Consider the following 21,067-nt stretch of genomic DNA (forward strand, 5'->3'; position numbering starts at 1 on the left):
TCACTGAATATTTTCCCGCAATCTCTGCAAAGATACTTTTGCCTGTGCTTTTTGTTAAATCCATTTTTCACAAAATGAAAAGATCCACAGTGCGGACAACGGGATACAGTAGATTCAATATTTTCTGAATTTGTTGTATCCAGAGTTATTTTGTCGCTTGTCAGTTTATAAATGAAGGCTTGAATGAATTCGAGTTCTACTGGTTTTAGATGGTTCAAGAATGTTTCATTAATCATAGGGAATCTCCTTTACATGTCAAAGAATATCCCTGAATCTGACGCTATTCATGTTAGGTCATCAACTTTTTAGTTGAATTTAGCGTTGGATTTTTGATAAATTCGAAATAAAATTGTAATCTTCTTGCATTTTTCCACCCTATTTCAGCCCTAAAATTTGCATTTTTCCACCCCATTTTGACCTCAAAAATTGCATTTTTCCATCCCTTATACAAAAAAAGATCCTGCTTTCGCAAGATCAAGATTGTTTATGATACGCTTCATACAGTTCATTTTTAGAACCGTTCATTTCCTGTGCTACCCGTTTGATAGCTTCTTTGGTTTTCATTCCTTCATCCACTAAAGCTTGTACTTGTTTGAGTGCCGCTTTCATATCAAAGATTTTTGTTTCTTGTCTCTTTCCTTCGATTAAGACCACCATTTCACCTTTTAAAGAAGATACGATTTCTAAAACCTCTTCTATCGTTCCTCGTATATATTCCTCATACACTTTCGTCAGCTCACGCGCTAAGACGATATTTCGATTGCCTAATACTTCCAAACAATCCTGTAACATATCCTCAATTCGATGAGGCGCTTCATAGAAAATCATCGTATATGGAAAATCCTTGAGTTCATCCAGTTGTTTCTTTCGCCGACTGCTCTTATTGTCAAGAAAGCCATAGAACAAATAATGCTCTGTCGATAAACCACTGGCCACCAGTGCATTGGTGGCCGCATTGGCACCGGATAAAGAAACTACATTAAAATCGTTTTCAATCGCTTCTTTTACCAGTCTCTGCCCCGGATCCGAAACTAACGGATAACCCGCATCACTGACGACAGCTACCTGTTTTCCCTGCTCTAACAAAATCAGAATTTCCGGAATGCTGGTAGCTTGATTGTGTTCATGATGAGAAATCAGAGGCTTTTGAATCTGATATGCCATACAAAGCTTTTTTGTATTGCGAGTATCTTCTGCCGCAATCACATCCACCTGCTTTAACACATCTAATGCTCTTGGTGTCATTTCCTGCAGATTTCCAATCGGTGTTGGCACTAAATACAAAGTTGAATTATTGTTTTGGAAGCTTTTTTGCCTTTTCATTTTTCTTTTTCCTATCCGGCCAAAGCTCATCAAAAGAAACAAAACGAACTTCTTCTTTATTTTCTAACTTTGCCTGTCTTTGAAGAACATTCATTGAAGTAATGCGGTAACGAGTATCTTCAAAAGTAATCTGTGAATTGATTTTTGGCAAGCCTTCTCGCAGCTTTGTATATTCATCATTTTCATAACGCAGACAGCACATCAGTTTTCCACACTGCCCACTCAACTTTTGAATATTTAAAGCCAAAAGCTGGTTTTTAGCCATATTGATGGAAATTGCTTCAAAGTCGGTAAGGAATCGCGAACAACAAGTTTCCATTCCACAGTTTCCCAAACCACCAACCATTTTAGCTTTATTTCTAGGTCCAACCTGACGAAGCTCAATGCGACAGTGTAACTGACCAGCCAAGTCTTTTAACAACTGGCGAAAATCCACACGATCATCACTGACATAAGTAAAGATGACTTTAGAACGATCCAATGTATATTCACCACTGATCAGATGCATATCCAATTCCAAGTTTTCGATGCACTGATGACAGATCTTCATCGCTTTTTTAGCCTTTTCATCATTTTCGCTCTTTTGAATCAGATCATATTCCGTAGCTAAACGCAAAACCGGTTTTAAGGCTCCTTTTACTTTTTTGGCATCGAAAAGGATGGAATCAGAACAAACTTTTCCCAACTCTTTTCCACGAACCGTTTCTACAACAACCATATCTTGTTCTTTATAAGGTATATCGGAGCCAAAAGTATAGGCTTTTTTAGATTCTTCAAACTGGATATAAACAATATATTTATATTTACGATTTTCGTTTTGAGTCTCGTTGTTTTTCAAGATATCACAACCTTTCTTATCTGATTATACAGTTTATCTAAAAATAACGCGAGTTCAATCGGACGGCGGAGCATATCCATTCCTTCAATAAGGATTTCCTGAATATGAATTTGTTTGGATAATGAAATACCCTTTTTGTTTTCTTTTGTGTAATACAATACACATTCCAACCAAAAACGAATCTTTTCTTTCTGCATGTGTTCGGACTTTGCGACAAACACTTCTCTTTGCATGGAAAGAATCATAGAAAGATCATCCCAGTTCATCGTATATTTCTTAGCAGAATCTTTGATCAGATCAAAGTCCGGCCAGGCAAGGATTTCCTTAGCCTGCTCCATCGTATAACCAAACTGTGCCAACATTTTCGCACTTTCAGTATCCGTCATTTCTTCCAACATTGTTATAAAGCGTTGTTTAGAGGCTGGTCTAAACTGAATCCATTGACAACGTGATTGAATCGTCGGCAATACATTTGATTTTTCATCGGCGCTGATGATCGCAAAAATTCCCGGTCTAGGTTCTTCCAAAAATTTTAAAAGTGAATTGGAAGCATCCGGTGTTGCCTGATCAAACTGTTCCAAAAAATAGATCCTTCGATTTTCTATTTCCACACTGGTAGCCTCAAAAAAAGACTGTAAATCTAAAATATCTTTTTTCTTGATTCGATTTTTATCACCATGTATCCACTTGAAATCAATGGCTTCTTCTTTTCGAATTCGTTGACAGACATCACATTCCTGACAGGCAAAACCATCGCTGTCCGTATGATGACAAACCAAACTTTGCGCCAACAGCACAGCCATCTCATTTTTAGGACTACCTTTAGGTCCGACAAATAGATAGGCATGGGCCAGATGATCTCTTTTTAAGGCGTTTGACAAGGTTTGATATACGACCGGCTGTTCTTTCTTTAACTGTTCCTTATTCATAGCTTTGAATCACCTTCAAAACTTCATGTAAAACGGACTGAAGAACTACTTCAGGCTCCGGCTCTGCATCGATGACACAGATTCGATCTGGATACATCTGAATCAATGTTTCATAACCTTGACGCACTTTTTGATGAAAATCACTTTGTTCATTATCCAGACGATTTTTTTCTCCTCGTTGGTTCATTCGTTTTTGTCCGGTTTCCATCGACACCTTTAAAAAGATAGTTTTTTGAGGCATACAATCATGAATCGCAAATTGATTGATATCCCAGATTTCCGGAATACCTATTTCTCTTGCGTATCCCTGATAAGCCAGGCTGGAGTCAACAAACCGATCACAAAGCACGATCTTTTTTTCCTGTAATGCCGGAAGTACGATATCCACTAAGTGCTGACGACGACTTGCGGCAAACAACAACGCTTCAGTTCTGGGATCCATATTCTCATTTTCGTCGCTCAAAAGAATATTTCGTATTTCCTCCGCAATCTTGGATCCTCCCGGTTCTCTTGTATAAATAACCGAGTACCCTCTTGCCTCTAATTCTTTTTTCAATCCCATACAGACCGTCGTTTTACCGGCACCATCATTTCCTTCCAATGTAATAAAAACACCTTGTTTCATATTGTCACCAACCTAGTGTAAATCTTTCTGTTTCCTTAAAACTGACTCTTTTTTGACAAGAATCTCCTTTAGTTTATCACATCACTTTACCTAATTGCCAAACTATTCCTATTCATCTTTTCAATTTTCATTCTTTTATAGTTCATGAATACTTATATAACACTGCACTTGTCTTGAAAATTTCATGAATTCCTGTTAGGTTTAATCAAAAAGGTGATACGATGTGTGGACAATTTTATGTGGATGAAAAAGATGCCAAAACCCTACAAAAACAATCGCTTCTTCCTTCGATTCCAAAAGGTTTGATTCGACCAACCGATCCTGCCTTTACCTGGATCGTATCCAACCAAAGAATACAGGGAAAGATCATGCGGTTTGGATGGCAAAAACAGTCTTTATTGATCAATGCTCGCAGTGAAACGATATTGGAAAAGCCTTCTTTTCGAAATACGATCTATAAAAATCGTTGTATTGTTCCCTGTACTTGTTATTACGAATGGACAAAATTAAAAGAAAAGGCCTCGTATTATCTTGCTGATCAAATGTTGTATATGGCAGGAATTTATGAAAACGATCAATTTGTGATATTAACGACAAAAGCAAATCCGTCGGTCAATGCTATACACAATCGCATGCCGTTGATCTTAGATAAAAAGCTATGTCGCGCCTGGCTGCAAGACTCTTCTGCCCTGATTTCCATCCTTCAAAGTATTCCCCCTTTACTGCAGTCTAAGCAAAGACAAAAACAGCTATCTTTCTTCTAAACGAAGAATTATAATGATACTCGAAAGAAGGTTGTACAATGAATACACGGTTAATTGAAGAACTTAAAAGTTATAAAAATCTGCAGGTTGTTGCGGTGTCGAAAAAAAGAACAAAAGAACAGATCGATGAAATGGCTAAAACCGGACTTACGACATTTGGTGAAAATCGTGTCCAGGAATTTCTTGAAAAGTATGATCCTGCCTACACATGGCATATCATCGGCCATCTGCAGACCAATAAAGTCAAATATATTATAGGAAAAGTTGATATGATCGAATCTTTAGACTCTGAAAAGTTAGCCTTGGAGATTGAAAAACAAGCCTCAAAACAAGATCTGGTTCAGAAAGTTCTTGTGCAGATCAAAATATCCAATGATCCTTTAAAAACAGGACTTGCCTATGAAGAAGCCGCTTCTTTCTTAGAAAAGATCAGCACTTTAAAGCATATCCAGGTAAAAGGCTTTATGTGTGTGGCTACCCATACAGAAGATATGGATCTGGTAGCTAAAGAGTTTGAAGCTATGCACTCTCTCTATACAGAAATGAAAGCTATTTATCCGCAGATCGATACATTATCAATGGGAATGAGTCATGATTATAAGATTGCGATCGAACATGGAAGCAACATGGTTCGAATCGGAACGGCTTTGTTTGAATAACGTTTTATTAAAAAATGTGACTTCATGTGAAAATTGCTTTCTGTAAAAAAAAGGTGATATACTAAGCGCATGTCTAAAAAAAGAAGATTAAAACCAAAAGTTAAAATCGGTTTGTTGGTAATTTTATGTCTGTGTTGTATCCTTGGTGTTTTTTCCTGGCTCCATATAAATCAGGATACGCAAAGTGATGAGCCTGTGGAAACAGTTGCCACACTTTGTATTGATCCCGGTCATGGAGGATATGATGCGGGAACCATCGGTGCCGATGGATCGTATGAAAAAGACATCAATTTAGAAATTGCGTTAGCCGTTGGAGAAGAGATAGAAAAGGAAGAACCTAGAATAAAAATCATCTATACAAGAGACAGTGATGAAATTACCTGGCCCGAAAATGAAGAAGAGGATTTAAAAGCACGCGTTCAATTTGCACAAGAGAACAAAGCGGATTATTATCTGAGCATTCATATGAATTCCAATGAAGATCCGGGTGCTTTTGGCTACGAAAGCTATGTACGCCAAAACGATGCGACTTCTCAGGCAATCGCAGAAAACATCGCTGAAGAATTAGATGAAAGTGGCTGGGAATACAATCGTGGTATCTTATTTGTCGAAGAATATCCTTTGTATGTTGTCAGTGAACAAACCATTCCTTCTTTATTATTTGAAGCTGGTTATATGAGCAATTATCAGGAGTGTACCGATCTTCAACAAAGCAAAAACCAAAAAGTCATTGCGAAAGCCATCGCAAAATCATATATCCATCAAATCTTAAAAGACAAAAATCTTGATTAGAAAAAAGGATAGAAACAAGTATGGTTCTCAAAAGAGAGTCTTGTATCTATCCTTTTGTTTATTCTGTTTTATTTGGCAACAACAATCGTATCGCTTTAGGAACAATTTCAATTGTAGGATTTTTTACCGGTCTGACTTCTCCATCCAGATTCATCAGTATTTCTTTGTTCTCAGTATCTACATGACAAGTTGTACCTTGGCTTACCATTGCCAATTCTGGATATTGCACATGTTCTCCTTTTTCATACAACTTGGCCATCGATACAATTTGTGTTCTCTTAACATCTTTGATCAAACAAATATCCATCATGCCATCATTTAACAAAGCATTCGGACAGGGTCTGTATCCACCACCATAGTATTGCCCATTGGCAAAGACAAGAAAAGTATATTTTTCTTTCGGAAGATGATCTTCATCAATCTGTATGCGATATGTATGACCTAATGGCTTTCTAAGACTTGCCAACATTCCCATATAGTAAGGAATGATTCCTCCGGCCGGAATATACTTTTTATATTTGTTCGCATAATCAGCTACATGAACATCAAAGCCGATCGAAGCTGTATTTAATACATACTCCCCATTCACCTTTAATAAATCGCATTCCATTTCTACCGGATTTTCATATTCGGAAAGATTTAAAAAATCTTGCGCAGTAAGAGCCGGAAAACTCTTAATAAAATCATTTCCTGTTCCGGTAGGCAATACCGATAGATATACATGCTTGGCGCCGGCCATTCCATTAACTACTTCATGAAGCGTACCATCGCCTCCGCAAACAAAAAGGTGAACCTCTTCTTCTGTCTTTAAGGCATATTTTTGCGCAATAAACTGTGCATGTCCCGGATTTTTTGTCTTTTCAATGATAATTCGTTTCCCTTGAAAATTCTCTTTGATTTGCTGCATCAAAGCATACTGTTCTTTTTTTCCGGAATAGGGATTGATGATAAATACATCCTTCATAAACTTATCCTTCTTTCTTTAAAAGTCTTTGAATACATTCATTTGCCAACAACAAGCCAGCCGTAGCCGGCACAAAGATCATAGAGTAAAGTGGTTGATTCGGTTCTTGTTTAACCGGTGCTTCTACACTGGATACCACCCATATTTTATCTCGGATCTTATTTTTACGCTTCCAAATCCGTAACCGTTTAGCCATTGGATCATACGATGTTTTTTCAATCTCCATAATTTTTAACGCTGTGGGATCTTTCTTTCGGGCCATCCCCATACTGGAAAGAAACGGTATATTTCTTTGAAGACAAGCTTTATAGAGATCCTGCTTACTGGAAATGGAATCAATGCAGTCAATCACAAAATCTATCGACGCTGAAAATAATTCTTCATCTTTTGTTGAATCATAAAAAAAGGCATATGTTTTTACACAACATTCCGGGTTAATCGTTTGAATACGCTCTTTTAAAACATCGACTTTATATTTTCCCAGTGTTTCCAATGTGGCCGGCAGCTGTCGATTTAAATTGCTGAGTTCAAATACATCGGCATCGATCAGAATCAAATTTCCTACGCCTGTTCTTGCCAATGCTTCTACACAAAATGAACCAACACCACCACATCCTACAACCATTACGGTTTGCTTTACCAATTTATTGACCGCTTCTTTTCCAAGAAGTCCCTCTGTTCTTTTATTTTCCATCATACCATTCCCTGATTTTTGTCATTATTTGTGGGTCCTCTTTGTCAAACCAATGCACCGGCATTTGGTGCTTGAACCATGTATATTGTCTTTTGGCATATTGTCTGGAGTGTTTCTTGATATTTTCTTTGACCATATTCAACGTTTCCGTTCCTTCAAAATAAGGTCTAAATTCTTTATAACCAATTCCCTGGAAGCTGGTATAATTCCATGTTTTTGAATCTTGAAACAATCTTGTCGATTCTTGTACAAGCCCTTGTTCAAACATGGTTTCTACGCGTTGATTGATTCTTTCATATAATAAGCCTCTATCCATATCTAAACCTAAAAAATAAATATCGTACAAAGGTTTATGTTCCTGAAGCGCTTCTCTTTGACTTTTAGATGGACCTTTATGGACGATCTGTAAAGCACGAATCACTCTTTTTCGATTGTTCGGGTGAATCTTTTCACAGGATAAAGGATCTTTACTTTTCAACAAATCATAGAGTTGATCATTGTTTAGTGTTTCCAAATATTTCGTATAAGCTTCATCAAAGGTTTCTTCTTCAAAAACATAATCATATAAGGCCGCCTTCAAATATAGACCGGTGCCTCCACATAAGATCGGAAGCTTCTGTTTTTGAAGGATTATTTGAATGGATTCCCTGGCCTTTTCCTGAAAAATCTTAACATTGTAAGGTTTATCATAAGCTTGTATGCCTACCAGATAATGGGGAATTCCTTCCATTTCTTCTTTTGTGATCTTTGCGGTACCAATATCCATTTGATCATATACCTGCATGGAATCACCGGATATGATCTCTCCATGAAATGCTTTGGCAAGTTGAATGGAAAGTGAAGTCTTACCAATACCTGTAGGTCCGACAATAACCAAAACTTTATCCACGTTCAAATTCCTTTCTAAGATCTTTATCACTCATGGTGATGACCGTAGGTCTGCCATGCGGGCAATGATACGGTTGTTTACACTTTTGCAGATCAAGGATGACTTGTTCCATTTCAGATCGATTTAAAGCTCTATGAAAACGAATTGAAGAATGACAGGCCATGGTCGCAATCACATGTTTACGAAGCATTTCCATATCGACTTCCTGATTTTGCGCAAAATAATCTAACAGATCATAAAAGAAATCTTCCTGATGTACATCCTGAAACCATAAAGGAATCTCGCGAACCAGTAATTGATCCGTTCCGAAAACGTCAAAAGAAAGCCCGAAAAAGCTGACTTGTTCATTGATCTTTTCCACCTGTGCTACCAGATTACTGGAAACATGAAGCTGTATCGGAACCATAAGGGGTTGTGTCTGTGTGGTTGGCTGACTGAGTTTTTCTACAAGCTGTTCATAGTGATATCGCTCTTGTGCTGCATGTTGATCGATAATGACCAAACCCTCTTCATTTTCACATAAAATATAGGATTCTTTTAATTGTCCTATGACTCGAAGATGACAAAAGAAATCATAACCGACTGTCGTCTCTTTTTCTTTTTCGATCGGTGCCACGTAGACTTCTTCTTGTTCCTGCACCTTGTTTTCAATAGGTTTTTGATAGGTATCAAAAGCCTTTGTGATAGGATCTTCTTTGATCTTCGGTTGTATTTTAGGTTGTTCGATAACTTGTTTTTCTTCTTTTCTTACCGGATATGGAAAGGAGATCTGTTGTTGTTCAAAGACCGGTGTCGATTTTGGCTGTACTTTGACAGTCCGTAAAGAAGAAGAGATTGCTTCCATCAATGTTTTCTTGATCAATTCCAACAATTCACTCTGTTTTGATAAACGAATTTCCCATTTGTTCGGATGGACATTGACATCCACCAACTGTGCATCGGTCTTGATATCCAAAATTACGATGGGGAATCGATTGGAAGGCATATAATGGGAATAGGCATCTAAAATTGCTTTTTGAATCGGAATACTACGAATTAGACGTGTATTCATCGTAATAAACATAAAATATTTTGTAGCCCGGTTGATCTTTGGCTGCACGGCATAGCCTGAAATCTGAAAATCATCGCTTTTTTGTTCAAAAGGAATCGCATTGGATGCCACTTCTTTTCCATACATCTGATAAAGAATTTCCTGTAAATTTCCATTTCCGGAAGTTTGAAACACGATACGTCCATCATGCGATAAAGTAAAGCGAATTTCCGGATGAGACAAAGCCATTTTATTGACCAGATCGGCAATGATACTAAATTCATACGATATACTTTTTAGATGTTTAAATCGAGCCGGTGTCTTTAAAAACAACGAACTGATTTCAATTCTTGTTCCTAGCGGACAGCTGCACTTTTCCCTGGTGACAAGCTCTCCATAGTGATATCGAATCAATGTTCCCTGATTTCCATCATTGGTCTGCAGTTCTACTTTGGCAACAGAAGCGATACTTGGCAATGCTTCTCCGCGAAAGCCCATAGTGTGGATATTGAATAGATCTTCTTCCTGCTGCAACTTACTGGTCGCATGGCGCATAAAAGCCATTTGGGCATCTTCATAGTCCATACCGCTTCCATCATCAGTAATGATCAGCTTTTCAATACCGCCTTGAAACACTTCGATATCAATAACCTTGGCACCGGCATCAATACTGTTTTCCACACATTCTTTGACAATGCCTGCCGGACGTTCTACAACTTCACCGGCTGCGATCATATTCGTTAAATGTTCACTTAATACTTGAATTTTGGACATTTGTCCTCCTTTTATTCTTCAATGGCATCTGCCAGTTTTTTCAGTTCGTATAAGAAATCCTGTGCATCTCTTGGCGTCATAGAATCAACATCCAGATTTTGCAGGCGATCCATGATCTCTGATTTTTTTGGTTCTACCTGATCCATGACAAAAAGACTGGGCTGATAATCCTGCGATACGCCCTGGCTTTCAAAATCCCGTAAAAGCTGATTGGCACGATCCAACACTACTTTTGGCAAATGCGCCAATCGTGCAACATTGATACCATACGATTTATCGGCTTTTCCCTCAACCACTCGATAGCGGAATTCGATCTCTCCTTTTTGTTCTTTTACATCCACATGTACATTCGTAATTCCCGGATGTTGTTGATCCAACTGTGTTAACTCATGATAATGTGTCGAAAATAAAGTCTTTGCCTGGATGGCTTCATTGATATATTCCAACATTGCCTGTGCTAAAGCCATACCATCATAGGTGGCTGTTCCTCGTCCGATTTCATCAAACAAGATCAACGAGCGCTTTGTCGCATATCGCAATGCCACATTTGCTTCCATCATTTCGACCATAAATGTCGATTTTCCGGTCAAGATATCGTCACTGGCACCAATACGTGTAAAAATTCGATCAAAGATTGGCAATTCAGCCTTTTTGGCTGGTATAAAGCTTCCCATTTGTGCCATGATCACCAACAGAGCATTTTGTCGCATATACGTAGATTTACCACCCATATTAGGTCCGGTAATCAACTGTACCGATTCTTCATCTCGCATGATCCAGTCATTGGATACATATTTTTTCTTTTTCATACGGGCATCTAATATAGGATGCTTTCCTTCTATGATACATACACTTTGATCTGGATGAAAAGACGGACAAACATAGCCTTTTTCAGAGGCCAGGATTGCCAAGGAAACTAAAACATCAATCGTAGATAAGGTACTTGCCAAAGCATGCAGATCAAAAAGACGAACTTTGATCGTATCCAACAGTTCTTTAAATAATGTTTGTTCCAGTTTAACTTTTTCTTCTTGTGCATGAAGAATTTGTTCTTCTCTTTCCTTAAGTTCCTGTGTCACAAAACGTGTCGCATTGGCCAATGTTTGTTTGGCATGATAGCCAAATTCTTCTTTGATGGCACTTAAATTTCCGTTTCTGACTTCGATATAGTACCCAAAAACACGGTTATATCCGATTTTTAAGGATTTAACACCCGTTCTTTCACGTTCTCTGGCTTCCAGTTCCAAGATAAAATTCTTACCTTTTTCACTGATTTCACGGAGTTCATCCAATTCTTGACTGTAGCCTTGTTGAAAAACACCGCCATCTTTCATTGTTAAAGGGGGATCTGGTACGATTGCACCTTGAATCAACTGATACAGATCCTGACAGGAAGGTGTATTCATAAATTCCGGATAACTTTCCAAGGCCGAAGCAAGTTCTAAGATCGGCTTGGCATGCTCCAGAGTAGCTACCAACTGCAGTACATCGCGCGGACTGGCATTGCCATAAGCCATACGAGAAGCCAATCTCTCCATATCATATACATACATTAAATGCTCTTTAAGATTTTCTCTGAGCATGAAATCCTGGATCAATTTTGATACCGCCTGTTGCCTTTGATTGATCTGATTTACATCCAACAAAGGCATTTCGATCCATCGCTTTAAAAGACGAGAACCCATCGCACTTTGACATCGATCCATAAAATCCCATAAACTGCATCCTTTATCGTTAGAAGATTGACTGTTTACAAGTTCCAAATGATTTTTGGTTTCATAATCCATGATCAAATTAGCTTCTTTATTCATACAGATTGCAGGTAAAAAATGATCGATATGCTGCTTCTGTGTTTCTTTTAAATAGCCCATCAACTGTGCCAATGTCATTTTTAGGACATCCGAAGCATCCTCTGAAAGCAAGACAAGATCTTTAGGATCTATCTCTGTTTTTTTCTGATAAGAAATCGTGCACGTTCCCATTTCTTCCAATGCTTGTTTCCAGCGTTTATCTAAGTTCAAAGGACAGATGACTTCACAGACTTCCTGTTCCAATAATGCTTTTTGTAAGGAAACCAAAGATCGTTCTAACGTTTGATATTTTAATTCACCGGTGCTCAGTTCTGCATACAATATAACGATTTCAAAGCTGGATACCGTTACACTGGCCATATAGTTAGAAGCCTTTGCATCCTGATTTTCATCCATATAGGTTCCCGGTGTAATAATCTTGATAATCCCGCGATCCACTAAACCCTTCGATGTGCCCGGATCGGAAAGCTGTTCACAAATAGCTACTTTATATCCTTTTTTGATCAATCTTTGTATATAAGAATTCGCCGCATGATAGGGAATACCGCACATGGGTACTTTTTCTTCGACCCCTGCACTTCTTCCTGTTAAAACTAAATCAAGTTCCTGACTGGCCAATTTAGCATCTTCAAAGAACATCTCATAAAAATCACCCAAACGATAAAATAGAATGGGTTCCGGATTTTCTTCCTTTAGTTTTATATAATGCTGCATCATCGGTGTATATTTTTTTCTGCCATGCACCTATTATAACAATTTTTAGTGCAGTTTTAAATTTTTCTGCGCCATAAACTCTGCTTATAGATCTACAACACCTTTCTTTAGAATAATCAAAAATTCAACGAATCGATCAATCGATTTTTACCTTGTCATAAAGAACAAGTATATATCCTACTTTTTTGGTATAATATAAATACGGCAGGTGATTTTATGTATCCCAGACTTGACTTTTTCATATATGGTTTATTCTACTGGGGATTTTTTTGTGAGTCTCTTATTTAGTATCATGATCTTTTTTAAAAGAAATAAGCTTACTGGTTTTTTACAGTTTATTCTTTCCATCGTTTCTCCAATATGGGCATTTTTCTTTTGTCTTCAAAGAGATTATCTCTATCCCGGAGTCGAAAAAAATGAATTTTACTATATGTTTAAACAAGTCATACATTTAAATCTTGAAGCCATCTATTATACATATTACTGTTTGCATTATTTCTTTACAATATAATAGTATTGAAAAGAAATAAATAAGGACATCTAAGCCTTTTAAAGAATTGACTAGCCAGACATCCTTATATTTCTATTCTTTATTTTGAGAAAACTGTGAGATTGCCAAACATGCTAATCCTAATCCCAACATACGAAGGGCATTTTCTGTTTCCAATTCTTCTAACAATGATAAGACAACGACTGCTATTCCCATAGCCAAGGCGATTCCTTTACAGACCAGATTGATCATTTCAGCAATTTTTGTATTTTCTTCTTTTTTCGTATCCACTTTTACCTGCATCAGTTCATCGACTGTCATATCAAATAACTCCGCTAATTTCGGAAGGCTATTAATATCTGGAAAAGATAAATCTCTTTCCCATTTTGATACAGCCTTATCAGTTACACCCATCATTTCGGCTACTTCCGCCTGTGTCAAATTTTTCTCTTTGCGTAAAGTCGCAATCATCGTACCAAAAGTTTTTTTCATTGTATCCTTACTCCTTTGATTGTTCACCTGCATCCTATCACTTCCCATATTTTTTACTCAACCGACCATCAGTTTAATTTTCTCGTCTAATGGTTTAGCCATAGTTTACACTAATTATGAATACTATAATACAATACTTTACGTTGAATTATGACCTTGTTTTATTCATAACTATGATATACTAATACAAATCAGATAAGGGGGCTGTACGATGAAACAAACCATTACTTTGGGAAAACATACATTTCGCATTGATACAGGTTTTCTGATCATGTTGATCCTATTAGGACTTACAAGTTTTTTTGCGTTATACAATGCGTTCAACCTGATCAGTGATGGTTCTGGATATGGATATATGTTCCGTCAAATCATTTGGTATGTCATTGGCTTTACCGCTATGTTCTTTCTTTGTTCAATGCAAAATAAAGCCATCTATCCTCTAATGAAAAAAGCTTATAACTTTTTGATGATCTGCTTAGTCTATTTATTAATTTCACGGCTTTTGATCCTTGTCAGTTCCGGAAGTATTTATCTTCCTTTTGCGAATGAAATAAATGGTGCGGTTTCCTGGTTTTCTTTACCCTTTGCCAGCTTTCAGCCAAGTGAATTTATAAAGATCGTACTGATCGTGATGATATCCAAAATCATTGCAACACATCAGGAGGAACATCCAAATCCGACAAATAAAGATGACTTAGAACTTTTAATAAAAATTGGAAAAGTTCTCTTACCTCCTCTGATCCTTATTTTTCTGCAGCCAGATACCGGTGTCATGATCATCATCTTATTAAATACTTTAGTTTTACTTTTATGTTCAGGTATTCGAAAGCAGTATGTATGGATCATCGGCATTCTTATTTTATGTGCGGTCGCTGGATTTTTCTTTCTTTATTTCTTTCAAAGAGATTTGTTGGAAGTTCTTCTTTCAAATTATCGATTAGCTCGAATTGATGCCTGGTTAGATCCAGAAGGAAATATACAAGGAAGCTCCAATCAGCTCTATACCGCATTATTATCTTTAGGAAGCGCCGGTTTAAGCGGGCATGGAATACAAGCGGATATCATTGCGATTCCAGAAGCACATACCGATTTCATCTTTGCGGCAGTAGGACAGTGTTTTGGTTTGTTAGGAACTACATTCATTCTCGCGATTTGTTTTGCGTTTGATATCGTACTGTTTAAAATCGCATACAATACGAAAGATCGCACAGATCGATTTGTCGTAATCGGTGTCATTGCTATGCTGGTATATCAACAATTTCAAAATTTGGGAATGATTGTTGGACTTGTTCCCATCACCGGTATTACACTGCCGATGATTTCTTATGGAGGAAGTAGTATCTTATCTTACTTTATTGCCTTTGCGATTGTGATGAACATATCTCCGGTTTCTAAAAAAGTTTGGGTAGTTGGTAAGAAAAGACCCAAAAAAGTAAGCACATTAAAAAGAAGATCTCTAATCAAGACCTTCAAAAAAACACATTAATATAAATTTTTAAGGCGTTTTAAGTACGAATAATTTCTATATCGTGCAAAACGCACTTTTTTTTCAGAAGTTTTAATATAAAGTTCTTCCACTTCTTCTAACGATTTATCTAAATGATCAAAACAAGCTCTGGCCAAAGATAATGATTTTCCTCGAACCATAATTTGTCGATCAGATCGCATAATATAAGGATTATGAAGCGAATGGTGATTCTTATGTGCAATCGGCATGATTTCACACAATTGTAAAACCCGTAAGCCATCATCAATAACTGCACCCTGTAAGGCCCTGTTTATAGCTGTGGATCCTGCCTGTGTACTGATACAGATGCCAGATCCTGTACAATGTTCAAAGAATTCGCCATCTATATACACGTCCAGTGACAATGTTTTAGATACAGATTCGATACGTATTTCATTTAATGCGTAAATGGAATCAAAATTTCTAGAAGTTTTCATTTCCAGTAAAGGCATTTCTTCATAACAAGGAACTTTATGGAAAATATCATCTAAAAAAAGATCAATTTCTTCCTGTGTATAATCCGTAAAAAATCCAAGTGTACCAGTATGGATACCAACAAAACTGATCTGATCTAAAATAGAGAGATAAGTATGAATACCACGTAGAAGTGTACCATCTCCACCAATCGATATGATCAATTCAGGATTGTTTGTATCATAATCCCATCCAAACTCACTACACTTTTGTATTACATATTTTGAAATAGATTTCGAATATTCATCCGTTCTAACAATTGTCGCAAAACGCATATTCATCTTTCCTTTCATTGTTTTCTATTGTACCATATTTTAAAAGGAGATTACTTTATGAAAGAACCTATAGAAAGAGAATTAAAAATTTTAATTAAAGAAGAGGATATGAATTTCATCATAAAATCATATGATTTAAATAAATATAAGATACAAACCAATATTTATTACGACACTTTAGATGGAAAAGTAAAACAAAAAAATGGTGCTGTAAGAATACGAATCATTGATGATCTATATATTTTTACATTAAAAATCCGAAAAGATGCGATAACACACTTTGAGTACGAAAAGGAAGTAGATACCAAAGACTTACTAAAAATAAAAGATGAAGAAATTCTAACCTGGTTAAAAACACATGACATTCCTTTTCATGAATTAATCCCTATTGTATCATTCACCACAAAACGTTATGAAAAAGACTTGGAACGTGCAACATTATGCGCCGACATTACCCAGTATGATCATCATGTTGATTATGAATTAGAATATGAATATAAATATGAACACGATGGGATTTCATATTTTAATCAGATTTTAAAACCAATTCATCTTCAATATATAAAAAATTGCCCCAGCAAGATTGCCAGAGCTTTTAATAAGTCTTAAAATTTATGAGTTAATCGATAGAAGAAGGATTTTGAATTGTATTCTTCTTCTTTCTTTTTATAATCTTCGATCTTTTGTCGCATCTGTTCAACCGATTCAGCTTCTTCTCGAAGAACTTCATTTTCATGTTGAAGCTTTTGAATTTTCTCATCCTTTGTCTGATTTTCCAACAAGAATGTTTGTTTGTTTTTTTCTATTTCCAACGCTAAACGTTCTTTATATAATTCTTCAATTTTTTCCTGTGCTTTTTCTTTTTCTTCTATTATGGCTTTTAATTTTTCATTTTCATATCGAAGTTCCATTTCTACTGTAGAAATTTCATGTTTTTCTTTACGAAAATACTTAGAAAGATGTTCAACACCTTCTGCTTTGATCGTGATCCGTCGTGTTTCTGGATTTTTATATTTCCAATCTTTATCAGGATTATCTTTCACTAATTTTGCAATTGCTTTATCAACTGTATTTCTTGATTTAGAAAAATGCTGACAAATTTGCGCTATATCCATATCGTAGAAGACATCTATTGGCTTTTTATCTTCCATTACGATCCCCTTTCCTATGATTTTCCTAAGTAAATTATTATTGTGCTTTACTATCTTAGCATATTTCTTTATTCATTTCCACAACATCATAGGATATTCATATAATTTTTTTAACATTATTTTTACATTGTGATTTTTCATATTTTCTTCCTATGATATTTCATAGTCCTATTTTAAGTTTTTATTGTTTTATTGTATAAATCATATGAATTTATCTTCTCATTATTTTCGTTCATATGAATATAATTTAACAACAAATCCTCTTTCGTTTTTTTTATTTTATTTTCATATGAATTAATTTTATTTGTAATATTAAATTCACATTTCTTTTCATATAAATTTATCTTTAAATATGATTTTCATATATTTTAATAAAATAGAATTTCGATTATCTCCTAGAATATATGATTATTCATATTTTTTAACTTTCATATATGAAAATATATGAATTTTGGTATGATTTTGGAGAATTATATCATGTGAAAATAAAAATAGGCAGTTTTTTAGTTCATATCAGTAGGAATATTCATAAATTAATCATATGATATGTCCCAAATATACTATTTCCTTCCCTGAAATGCCTTTAATAAGGTTAAACTATCTGTATAATCCAAATGACCACCCATAGGAATACCATATGCCAATCGTGTAACCAAAACATCCTTTCCTATAAGTTTTTCAATATATAACGATGTAGTTTCTCCCTCTACTGTTGGATCAAGTGCAAGAATTACTTCATTAATTTCATCTTTGTTTATTCTATCAACTAATGAATCGATATTTATGTCTTCCGGAAGAATTCCTTTTGATGTATTTATAACTCCATTTAATACATGGTAAACCCCCTTATACTCTTGAATAGATTCAATGGCCAATATGTCTTTAGGGCTTTGTACCACACATAATAATGTATGATCTCTATTTTGATCTGAACAGATAGAACATATATCTCCATCACTGAGATTACCACACACCTTACATGTATCTACACCATCGATTAAAACTTGTAAAGCATTTACAAATTCTTCTTTTTTTTGTTGTTCCCAATTTAATGTTTCAAAAGCATATCTCTCAGCTGTCTTTCGACCTACTCCCGGTAGATTTTGAAATTTCAGAATCAGATTTTCAAATTTATTCGGATACATTCTATTCCTCCATCTTTTTATTTTCCTTTTTAATTCATATGATTAGTCATCTATGATTGTTATGCCTGGAAAATAGTTTTTCATCTTTTCTTCAATCGTTTCTTCCCTTACTTCACTTTTTTCAAGTTTAGGTTGAATAATTACCTCAGCAGCTTCTGGTAAGGTATGTGTCAACATTCTTTGCCTAAATTCATCAATTACACGATTATGTTGCACTGAATCAACTGCGAAAACTACCTTAGGTGTTCCTAACAATTGTTCTGTATAGTTTTCATATCCTTCTTCCAACTGCATGGCATTGATCTCTTTTGCCTGAATTTCTGATTTTACACTAACAATCATATACGTGTTTCCACTTGCCACTAAATTCACATTACGTAGTGTTGATGCGTATTTAGCCGCATCTAAATCAGATAAATACATATCATTATCCTTTAGTTTCAAGGAATCTATTTGTCTTTGTGTCTTCTGAGCACCTACCAGCAATTGTAGTACATATTCATCGCTTAATATGATTTTACGATCTTCTTTTCTCACATCCTTCAATGTTTCACGTGAAACATCAGATATTTCATTTCCTTCCGAAATTGCCTCAGAATCGCTATTTTTCGCACTTTTTTCTTCTATTTCTGATTGTTCAGATGTCGTTTCATATGAGTTTTTACTATTGCTCATAGTGATTTCAGAATCAAAACTATTATCGATTTCATTCTTTTCCGGTTCTATTTTTGAAAATATTTCATATGAATCGGCAATTGATTTTAATAAACCTGTTTCTAAATAATCAATTACACTGGATGCATAATTAAATTTACTATATACATCCATCAATTCATCTAAGACACGGACTCTAAATGGAGAAGGGGCCATAGATATCTTTTCATGAATAATCTTTTTATTTGAATTCGAAACTAAATCTGTGTTTACGGCATAATCTAAAATGATACTGTCTTTTAATAATGAAATTAAATCTTGTGTTAATCGTTTTAAATCCATTCCTGCTTCTTCTGCTTCCTGAAGCTTCTGAACAACAAATTCTATATTTCTTTTGTATAGTGCATAAAATAAATCACCTAGTTCATCTAAAGTGACAACACCATAAATTTGACGAACATCATTGACAGTAATCTTGGAGGTGCAAAATGCGACGCATTGATCTAATATAGATAACGCATCACGCATTCCTCCATCACTCAATTGTGCAATTAAACGAATAGCTTCTTGATCAATTTGTATATTCTCATGTTCACAAACGATTGTTATTCGCTTTGTCAGATCTTCCATGCATACTTTATTAAAATCAAATCTTTGACAACGAGAAATGATGGTTGGAATTACTTTATTAGGTTCTGTTGTTGCCAAAATAAATACTACATGGGCCGGAGGTTCTTCAATGGTTTTTAAAAGGGCATTAAAAGCACCTGTTGTCATCATGTGAACCTCATCAATGATATATACTTTATATTTTCCTTGCATTGGAGCATATTTTACACGTTCAATCAAGTTACGAACTTCATCTACACCATTGTTGGATGCAGCATCGATTTCTATGATATCCGGATGATTTCCATTTTGAACCATCTGACAATTCACACATTTTTCACATGGCTTATGATGTTCACTTTCGCAATTTAACATCTTCGCAAAGATTTTGGCAACCGTTGTTTTTCCGGTTCCACGAGGTCCGCAAAATAAATAAGCATGTCCTATACGATTCTGATCAATTGCATTTTTTAATGTTTGGATGATATGTCTTTGTCCAACAACATCCTCAAATCTCTGGGGTCTATATTTTCTATATAATGCCTGATACATAAATTCAGACCTCACTTTCTAACCTCTTCATTATAGCATAAAGGCTCAAGCCTTCTTTCGTTTCTGTTTAAAAAACTCCTTTAAAAGACTTGAGCACTCTTCTTCTAATATTCCACTTGTATAACTTGGATAATGATTAAATCCTTTTGCTTCAAATAAATTGGTACAAGAACCAACACAACCTCCCTTTGGATCGTAGGCACCATAGACAACATGTTCGATACGAGATTGTATGATAGCACCGGCGCACATCGGACAAGGCTCTAACGTTACATATAACGTGCATCCTTCCAATCGCCATGTCTTTAATTTCTTACATGCTTTCTGGATAGCCAAAATTTCTGCATGAGCAATTGATTGTTGATTCATCTCTCTTTTATTGTAAGCACGAGCAATGATTTTATCATCTTTAACAATAACACATCCAATAGGAACTTCATCTTTTGTCGCAGCCATTTTAGCTTGTTTGATTGCTTGTTTCATCCATTTTTCATCATTTAACATATTCGTAGCTTTCTATAAAAAAACTACTACACATGATGGAGCAAACTTAAGGCTGCTTCGTTCCCGACCTGACCTGATTCATTTGACATCATTGTAGTAGCTTTCTCATTATATCATATGAATTTACATTTTCAACAAGTTTATCCTTTTAATCCTCTAGATTGACGATCCATATCTTCAATCACAATATCATAAATTTCTCCTAAGCTGGACAGTATTCCAATACTTTCCAGGGATCATTGGTATGAAAATGTATTTTGATCAATTCATCATCACCTACTGCCAATAAACAATCTCCTTTAAAATTCTCTATAAAATAATCATGAATCTTATTTTCATCGAGATTTTTACCTTCAATCAATAATTGTGTATCATATTTAAACTCTATCATGATGATTACCCTCCTTT

The 21,067-nt window shown here is 35.6% G+C and carries 21 protein-coding genes, 1 other RNA gene and 1 pseudogene; 5 read left to right on the plus strand and 18 right to left on the minus strand.

Annotated features, from left to right (window positions below; all coding sequences use genetic code 11):
* The 5 genes from G413_RS12350 to tmk form a co-directional block, all read right to left on the minus strand.
* A partial coding sequence (locus tag G413_RS12350; protein WP_037614623.1) for a transposase-like zinc-binding domain-containing protein occupies positions 1-236 on the minus strand: 236 nt, incomplete at its 3' end.
* Positions 237-474: 238 nt separating this feature from the next.
* Positions 475-1,323 carry a 16S rRNA (cytidine(1402)-2'-O)-methyltransferase gene (gene rsmI / locus G413_RS0108815; protein WP_022790525.1) on the minus strand — a complete coding sequence of 283 codons (849 nt, stop codon included), beginning with the start codon at positions 1,321-1,323 and terminating at the stop codon, positions 475-477.
* Positions 1,292-2,161 carry a regulatory iron-sulfur-containing complex subunit RicT gene (gene ricT / locus G413_RS11375; RefSeq protein ID WP_022790526.1) on the minus strand — a complete coding sequence of 290 codons (870 nt, stop codon included), beginning with the start codon at positions 2,159-2,161 and terminating at the stop codon, positions 1,292-1,294. The genes rsmI and ricT overlap by 32 nt, the downstream gene beginning before the upstream one ends.
* Positions 2,158-3,090, minus strand: coding sequence for a DNA polymerase III subunit delta' (locus G413_RS11835; protein WP_022790527.1), 933 nt, complete (start codon positions 3,088-3,090; stop codon positions 2,158-2,160). The genes ricT and G413_RS11835 overlap by 4 nt, the downstream gene beginning before the upstream one ends.
* The gene (gene tmk, locus G413_RS0108830; RefSeq protein WP_022790528.1) at positions 3,083-3,715 is read right to left on the minus strand and encodes a dTMP kinase; all 633 of its coding nucleotides are present in this window, start codon (positions 3,713-3,715) and stop codon (positions 3,083-3,085) included. Before tmk ends, G413_RS11835 begins: the two co-directional genes overlap by 8 nt.
* Before the next feature lie 221 nt (positions 3,716-3,936).
* Here tmk and G413_RS0108835 point away from each other — a divergent pair, with 221 nt between their 5' ends.
* The 3 genes from G413_RS0108835 (at position 3,937) to G413_RS11385 (ending at position 5,930) form a co-directional block, all read left to right on the plus strand.
* Entirely contained in the window at positions 3,937-4,479 is a 543-nt protein-coding gene (locus G413_RS0108835) for an SOS response-associated peptidase (protein ID WP_022790529.1), read from the plus strand.
* 38 nt (positions 4,480-4,517) lie between these two features.
* Complete coding sequence (locus tag G413_RS0108840) at positions 4,518-5,138, plus strand: YggS family pyridoxal phosphate-dependent enzyme (protein ID WP_022790530.1); 621 nt, start codon at positions 4,518-4,520, stop codon at positions 5,136-5,138.
* Positions 5,139-5,207: 69 nt separating this feature from the next.
* On the plus strand, positions 5,208-5,930 hold the full coding sequence (locus G413_RS11385) for an N-acetylmuramoyl-L-alanine amidase family protein (protein WP_022790531.1): 723 nt from the start codon (positions 5,208-5,210) through the stop codon (positions 5,928-5,930).
* Positions 5,931-5,988: 58 nt separating this feature from the next.
* Here G413_RS11385 and G413_RS0108850 read toward each other — a convergent pair whose 3' ends face one another.
* From G413_RS0108850 to G413_RS0108880, 6 genes are all read right to left on the minus strand, one after another.
* On the minus strand, positions 5,989-6,894 hold the full coding sequence (locus tag G413_RS0108850) for a diacylglycerol/lipid kinase family protein (RefSeq protein WP_022790532.1): 906 nt from the start codon (positions 6,892-6,894) through the stop codon (positions 5,989-5,991).
* Positions 6,895-6,898: 4 nt separating this feature from the next.
* Entirely contained in the window at positions 6,899-7,591 is a 693-nt protein-coding gene (locus G413_RS0108855; protein WP_022790533.1) for a tRNA threonylcarbamoyladenosine dehydratase, read from the minus strand.
* Positions 7,578-8,477 (minus strand): tRNA (adenosine(37)-N6)-dimethylallyltransferase MiaA, encoded by a 900-nt coding sequence (miaA, locus tag G413_RS0108860; RefSeq protein WP_022790534.1) that lies wholly within the window; start codon positions 8,475-8,477, stop codon positions 7,578-7,580. The genes G413_RS0108855 and miaA overlap by 14 nt, the downstream gene beginning before the upstream one ends.
* Positions 8,470-10,281 (minus strand): DNA mismatch repair endonuclease MutL, encoded by a 1,812-nt coding sequence (gene mutL / locus G413_RS0108865; RefSeq protein ID WP_022790535.1) that lies wholly within the window; start codon positions 10,279-10,281, stop codon positions 8,470-8,472. Before mutL ends, miaA begins: the two co-directional genes overlap by 8 nt.
* An 11-nt stretch (positions 10,282-10,292) precedes the next feature.
* Positions 10,293-12,836, minus strand: a complete 2,544-nt coding sequence (gene mutS, locus G413_RS0108870; RefSeq protein ID WP_022790536.1) for a DNA mismatch repair protein MutS — start codon at positions 12,834-12,836, stop codon at positions 10,293-10,295.
* Between the two features lie 553 nt (positions 12,837-13,389).
* Complete coding sequence (locus G413_RS0108880) at positions 13,390-13,788, minus strand: helix-turn-helix domain-containing protein (RefSeq protein ID WP_022790538.1); 399 nt, start codon at positions 13,786-13,788, stop codon at positions 13,390-13,392.
* Positions 13,789-13,999: 211 nt separating this feature from the next.
* Here G413_RS0108880 and G413_RS11390 point away from each other — a divergent pair, with 211 nt between their 5' ends.
* Positions 14,000-15,274 (plus strand): FtsW/RodA/SpoVE family cell cycle protein, encoded by a 1,275-nt coding sequence (locus G413_RS11390; protein WP_022790539.1) that lies wholly within the window; start codon positions 14,000-14,002, stop codon positions 15,272-15,274.
* On the opposite strand, the gene G413_RS0108890 is transcribed toward G413_RS11390, so the two are convergent.
* Positions 15,271-16,044, minus strand: coding sequence for an NAD(+)/NADH kinase (locus G413_RS0108890; RefSeq protein WP_022790540.1), 774 nt, complete (start codon positions 16,042-16,044; stop codon positions 15,271-15,273). The two genes, G413_RS11390 and G413_RS0108890, sit on opposite strands and share 4 nt — an antisense overlap.
* Before the next feature lie 57 nt (positions 16,045-16,101).
* Here G413_RS0108890 and G413_RS0108895 point away from each other — a divergent pair, with 57 nt between their 5' ends.
* Complete coding sequence (locus G413_RS0108895) at positions 16,102-16,653, plus strand: CYTH domain-containing protein (RefSeq protein WP_022790541.1); 552 nt, start codon at positions 16,102-16,104, stop codon at positions 16,651-16,653.
* On the opposite strand, the gene G413_RS0108900 is transcribed toward G413_RS0108895, so the two are convergent.
* The 6 genes and pseudogenes from G413_RS0108900 to G413_RS11395 all read right to left on the minus strand — a co-directional run bounded on the left by G413_RS0108900 (position 16,650) and on the right by G413_RS11395 (position 21,050).
* Entirely contained in the window at positions 16,650-17,195 is a 546-nt protein-coding gene (locus tag G413_RS0108900) for a hypothetical protein (RefSeq protein WP_022790542.1), read from the minus strand. The genes G413_RS0108895 and G413_RS0108900 overlap by 4 nt on opposite strands.
* Before the next feature lie 560 nt (positions 17,196-17,755).
* The gene (recR, locus tag G413_RS0108905; RefSeq protein ID WP_022790543.1) at positions 17,756-18,340 is read right to left on the minus strand and encodes a recombination mediator RecR; all 585 of its coding nucleotides are present in this window, start codon (positions 18,338-18,340) and stop codon (positions 17,756-17,758) included.
* 42 nt (positions 18,341-18,382) lie between these two features.
* Positions 18,383-20,155, minus strand: coding sequence for a DNA polymerase III subunit gamma/tau (gene dnaX / locus G413_RS0108910; protein ID WP_022790544.1), 1,773 nt, complete (start codon positions 20,153-20,155; stop codon positions 18,383-18,385).
* A gap of 45 nt (positions 20,156-20,200) precedes the next feature.
* Positions 20,201-20,659, minus strand: coding sequence for a tRNA adenosine(34) deaminase TadA (gene tadA, locus G413_RS0108915; protein WP_022790545.1), 459 nt, complete (start codon positions 20,657-20,659; stop codon positions 20,201-20,203).
* A gap of 10 nt (positions 20,660-20,669) precedes the next feature.
* Positions 20,670-20,767: signal recognition particle sRNA small type (gene ffs / locus G413_RS11985), an RNA gene on the minus strand.
* Between the two features lie 32 nt (positions 20,768-20,799).
* Positions 20,800-21,050 (minus strand): annotated as a pseudogene (locus tag G413_RS11395) (kinase to dihydroxyacetone kinase).
* Between the last annotated feature and the right edge of the window lie 17 nt (positions 21,051-21,067).

This window comes from Faecalicoccus pleomorphus DSM 20574, from assembly GCF_000420345.1.
Taxonomy (GTDB): Bacteria; Bacillota_I; Bacilli_A; order Erysipelotrichales; family Erysipelotrichaceae; genus Faecalicoccus; species Faecalicoccus pleomorphus.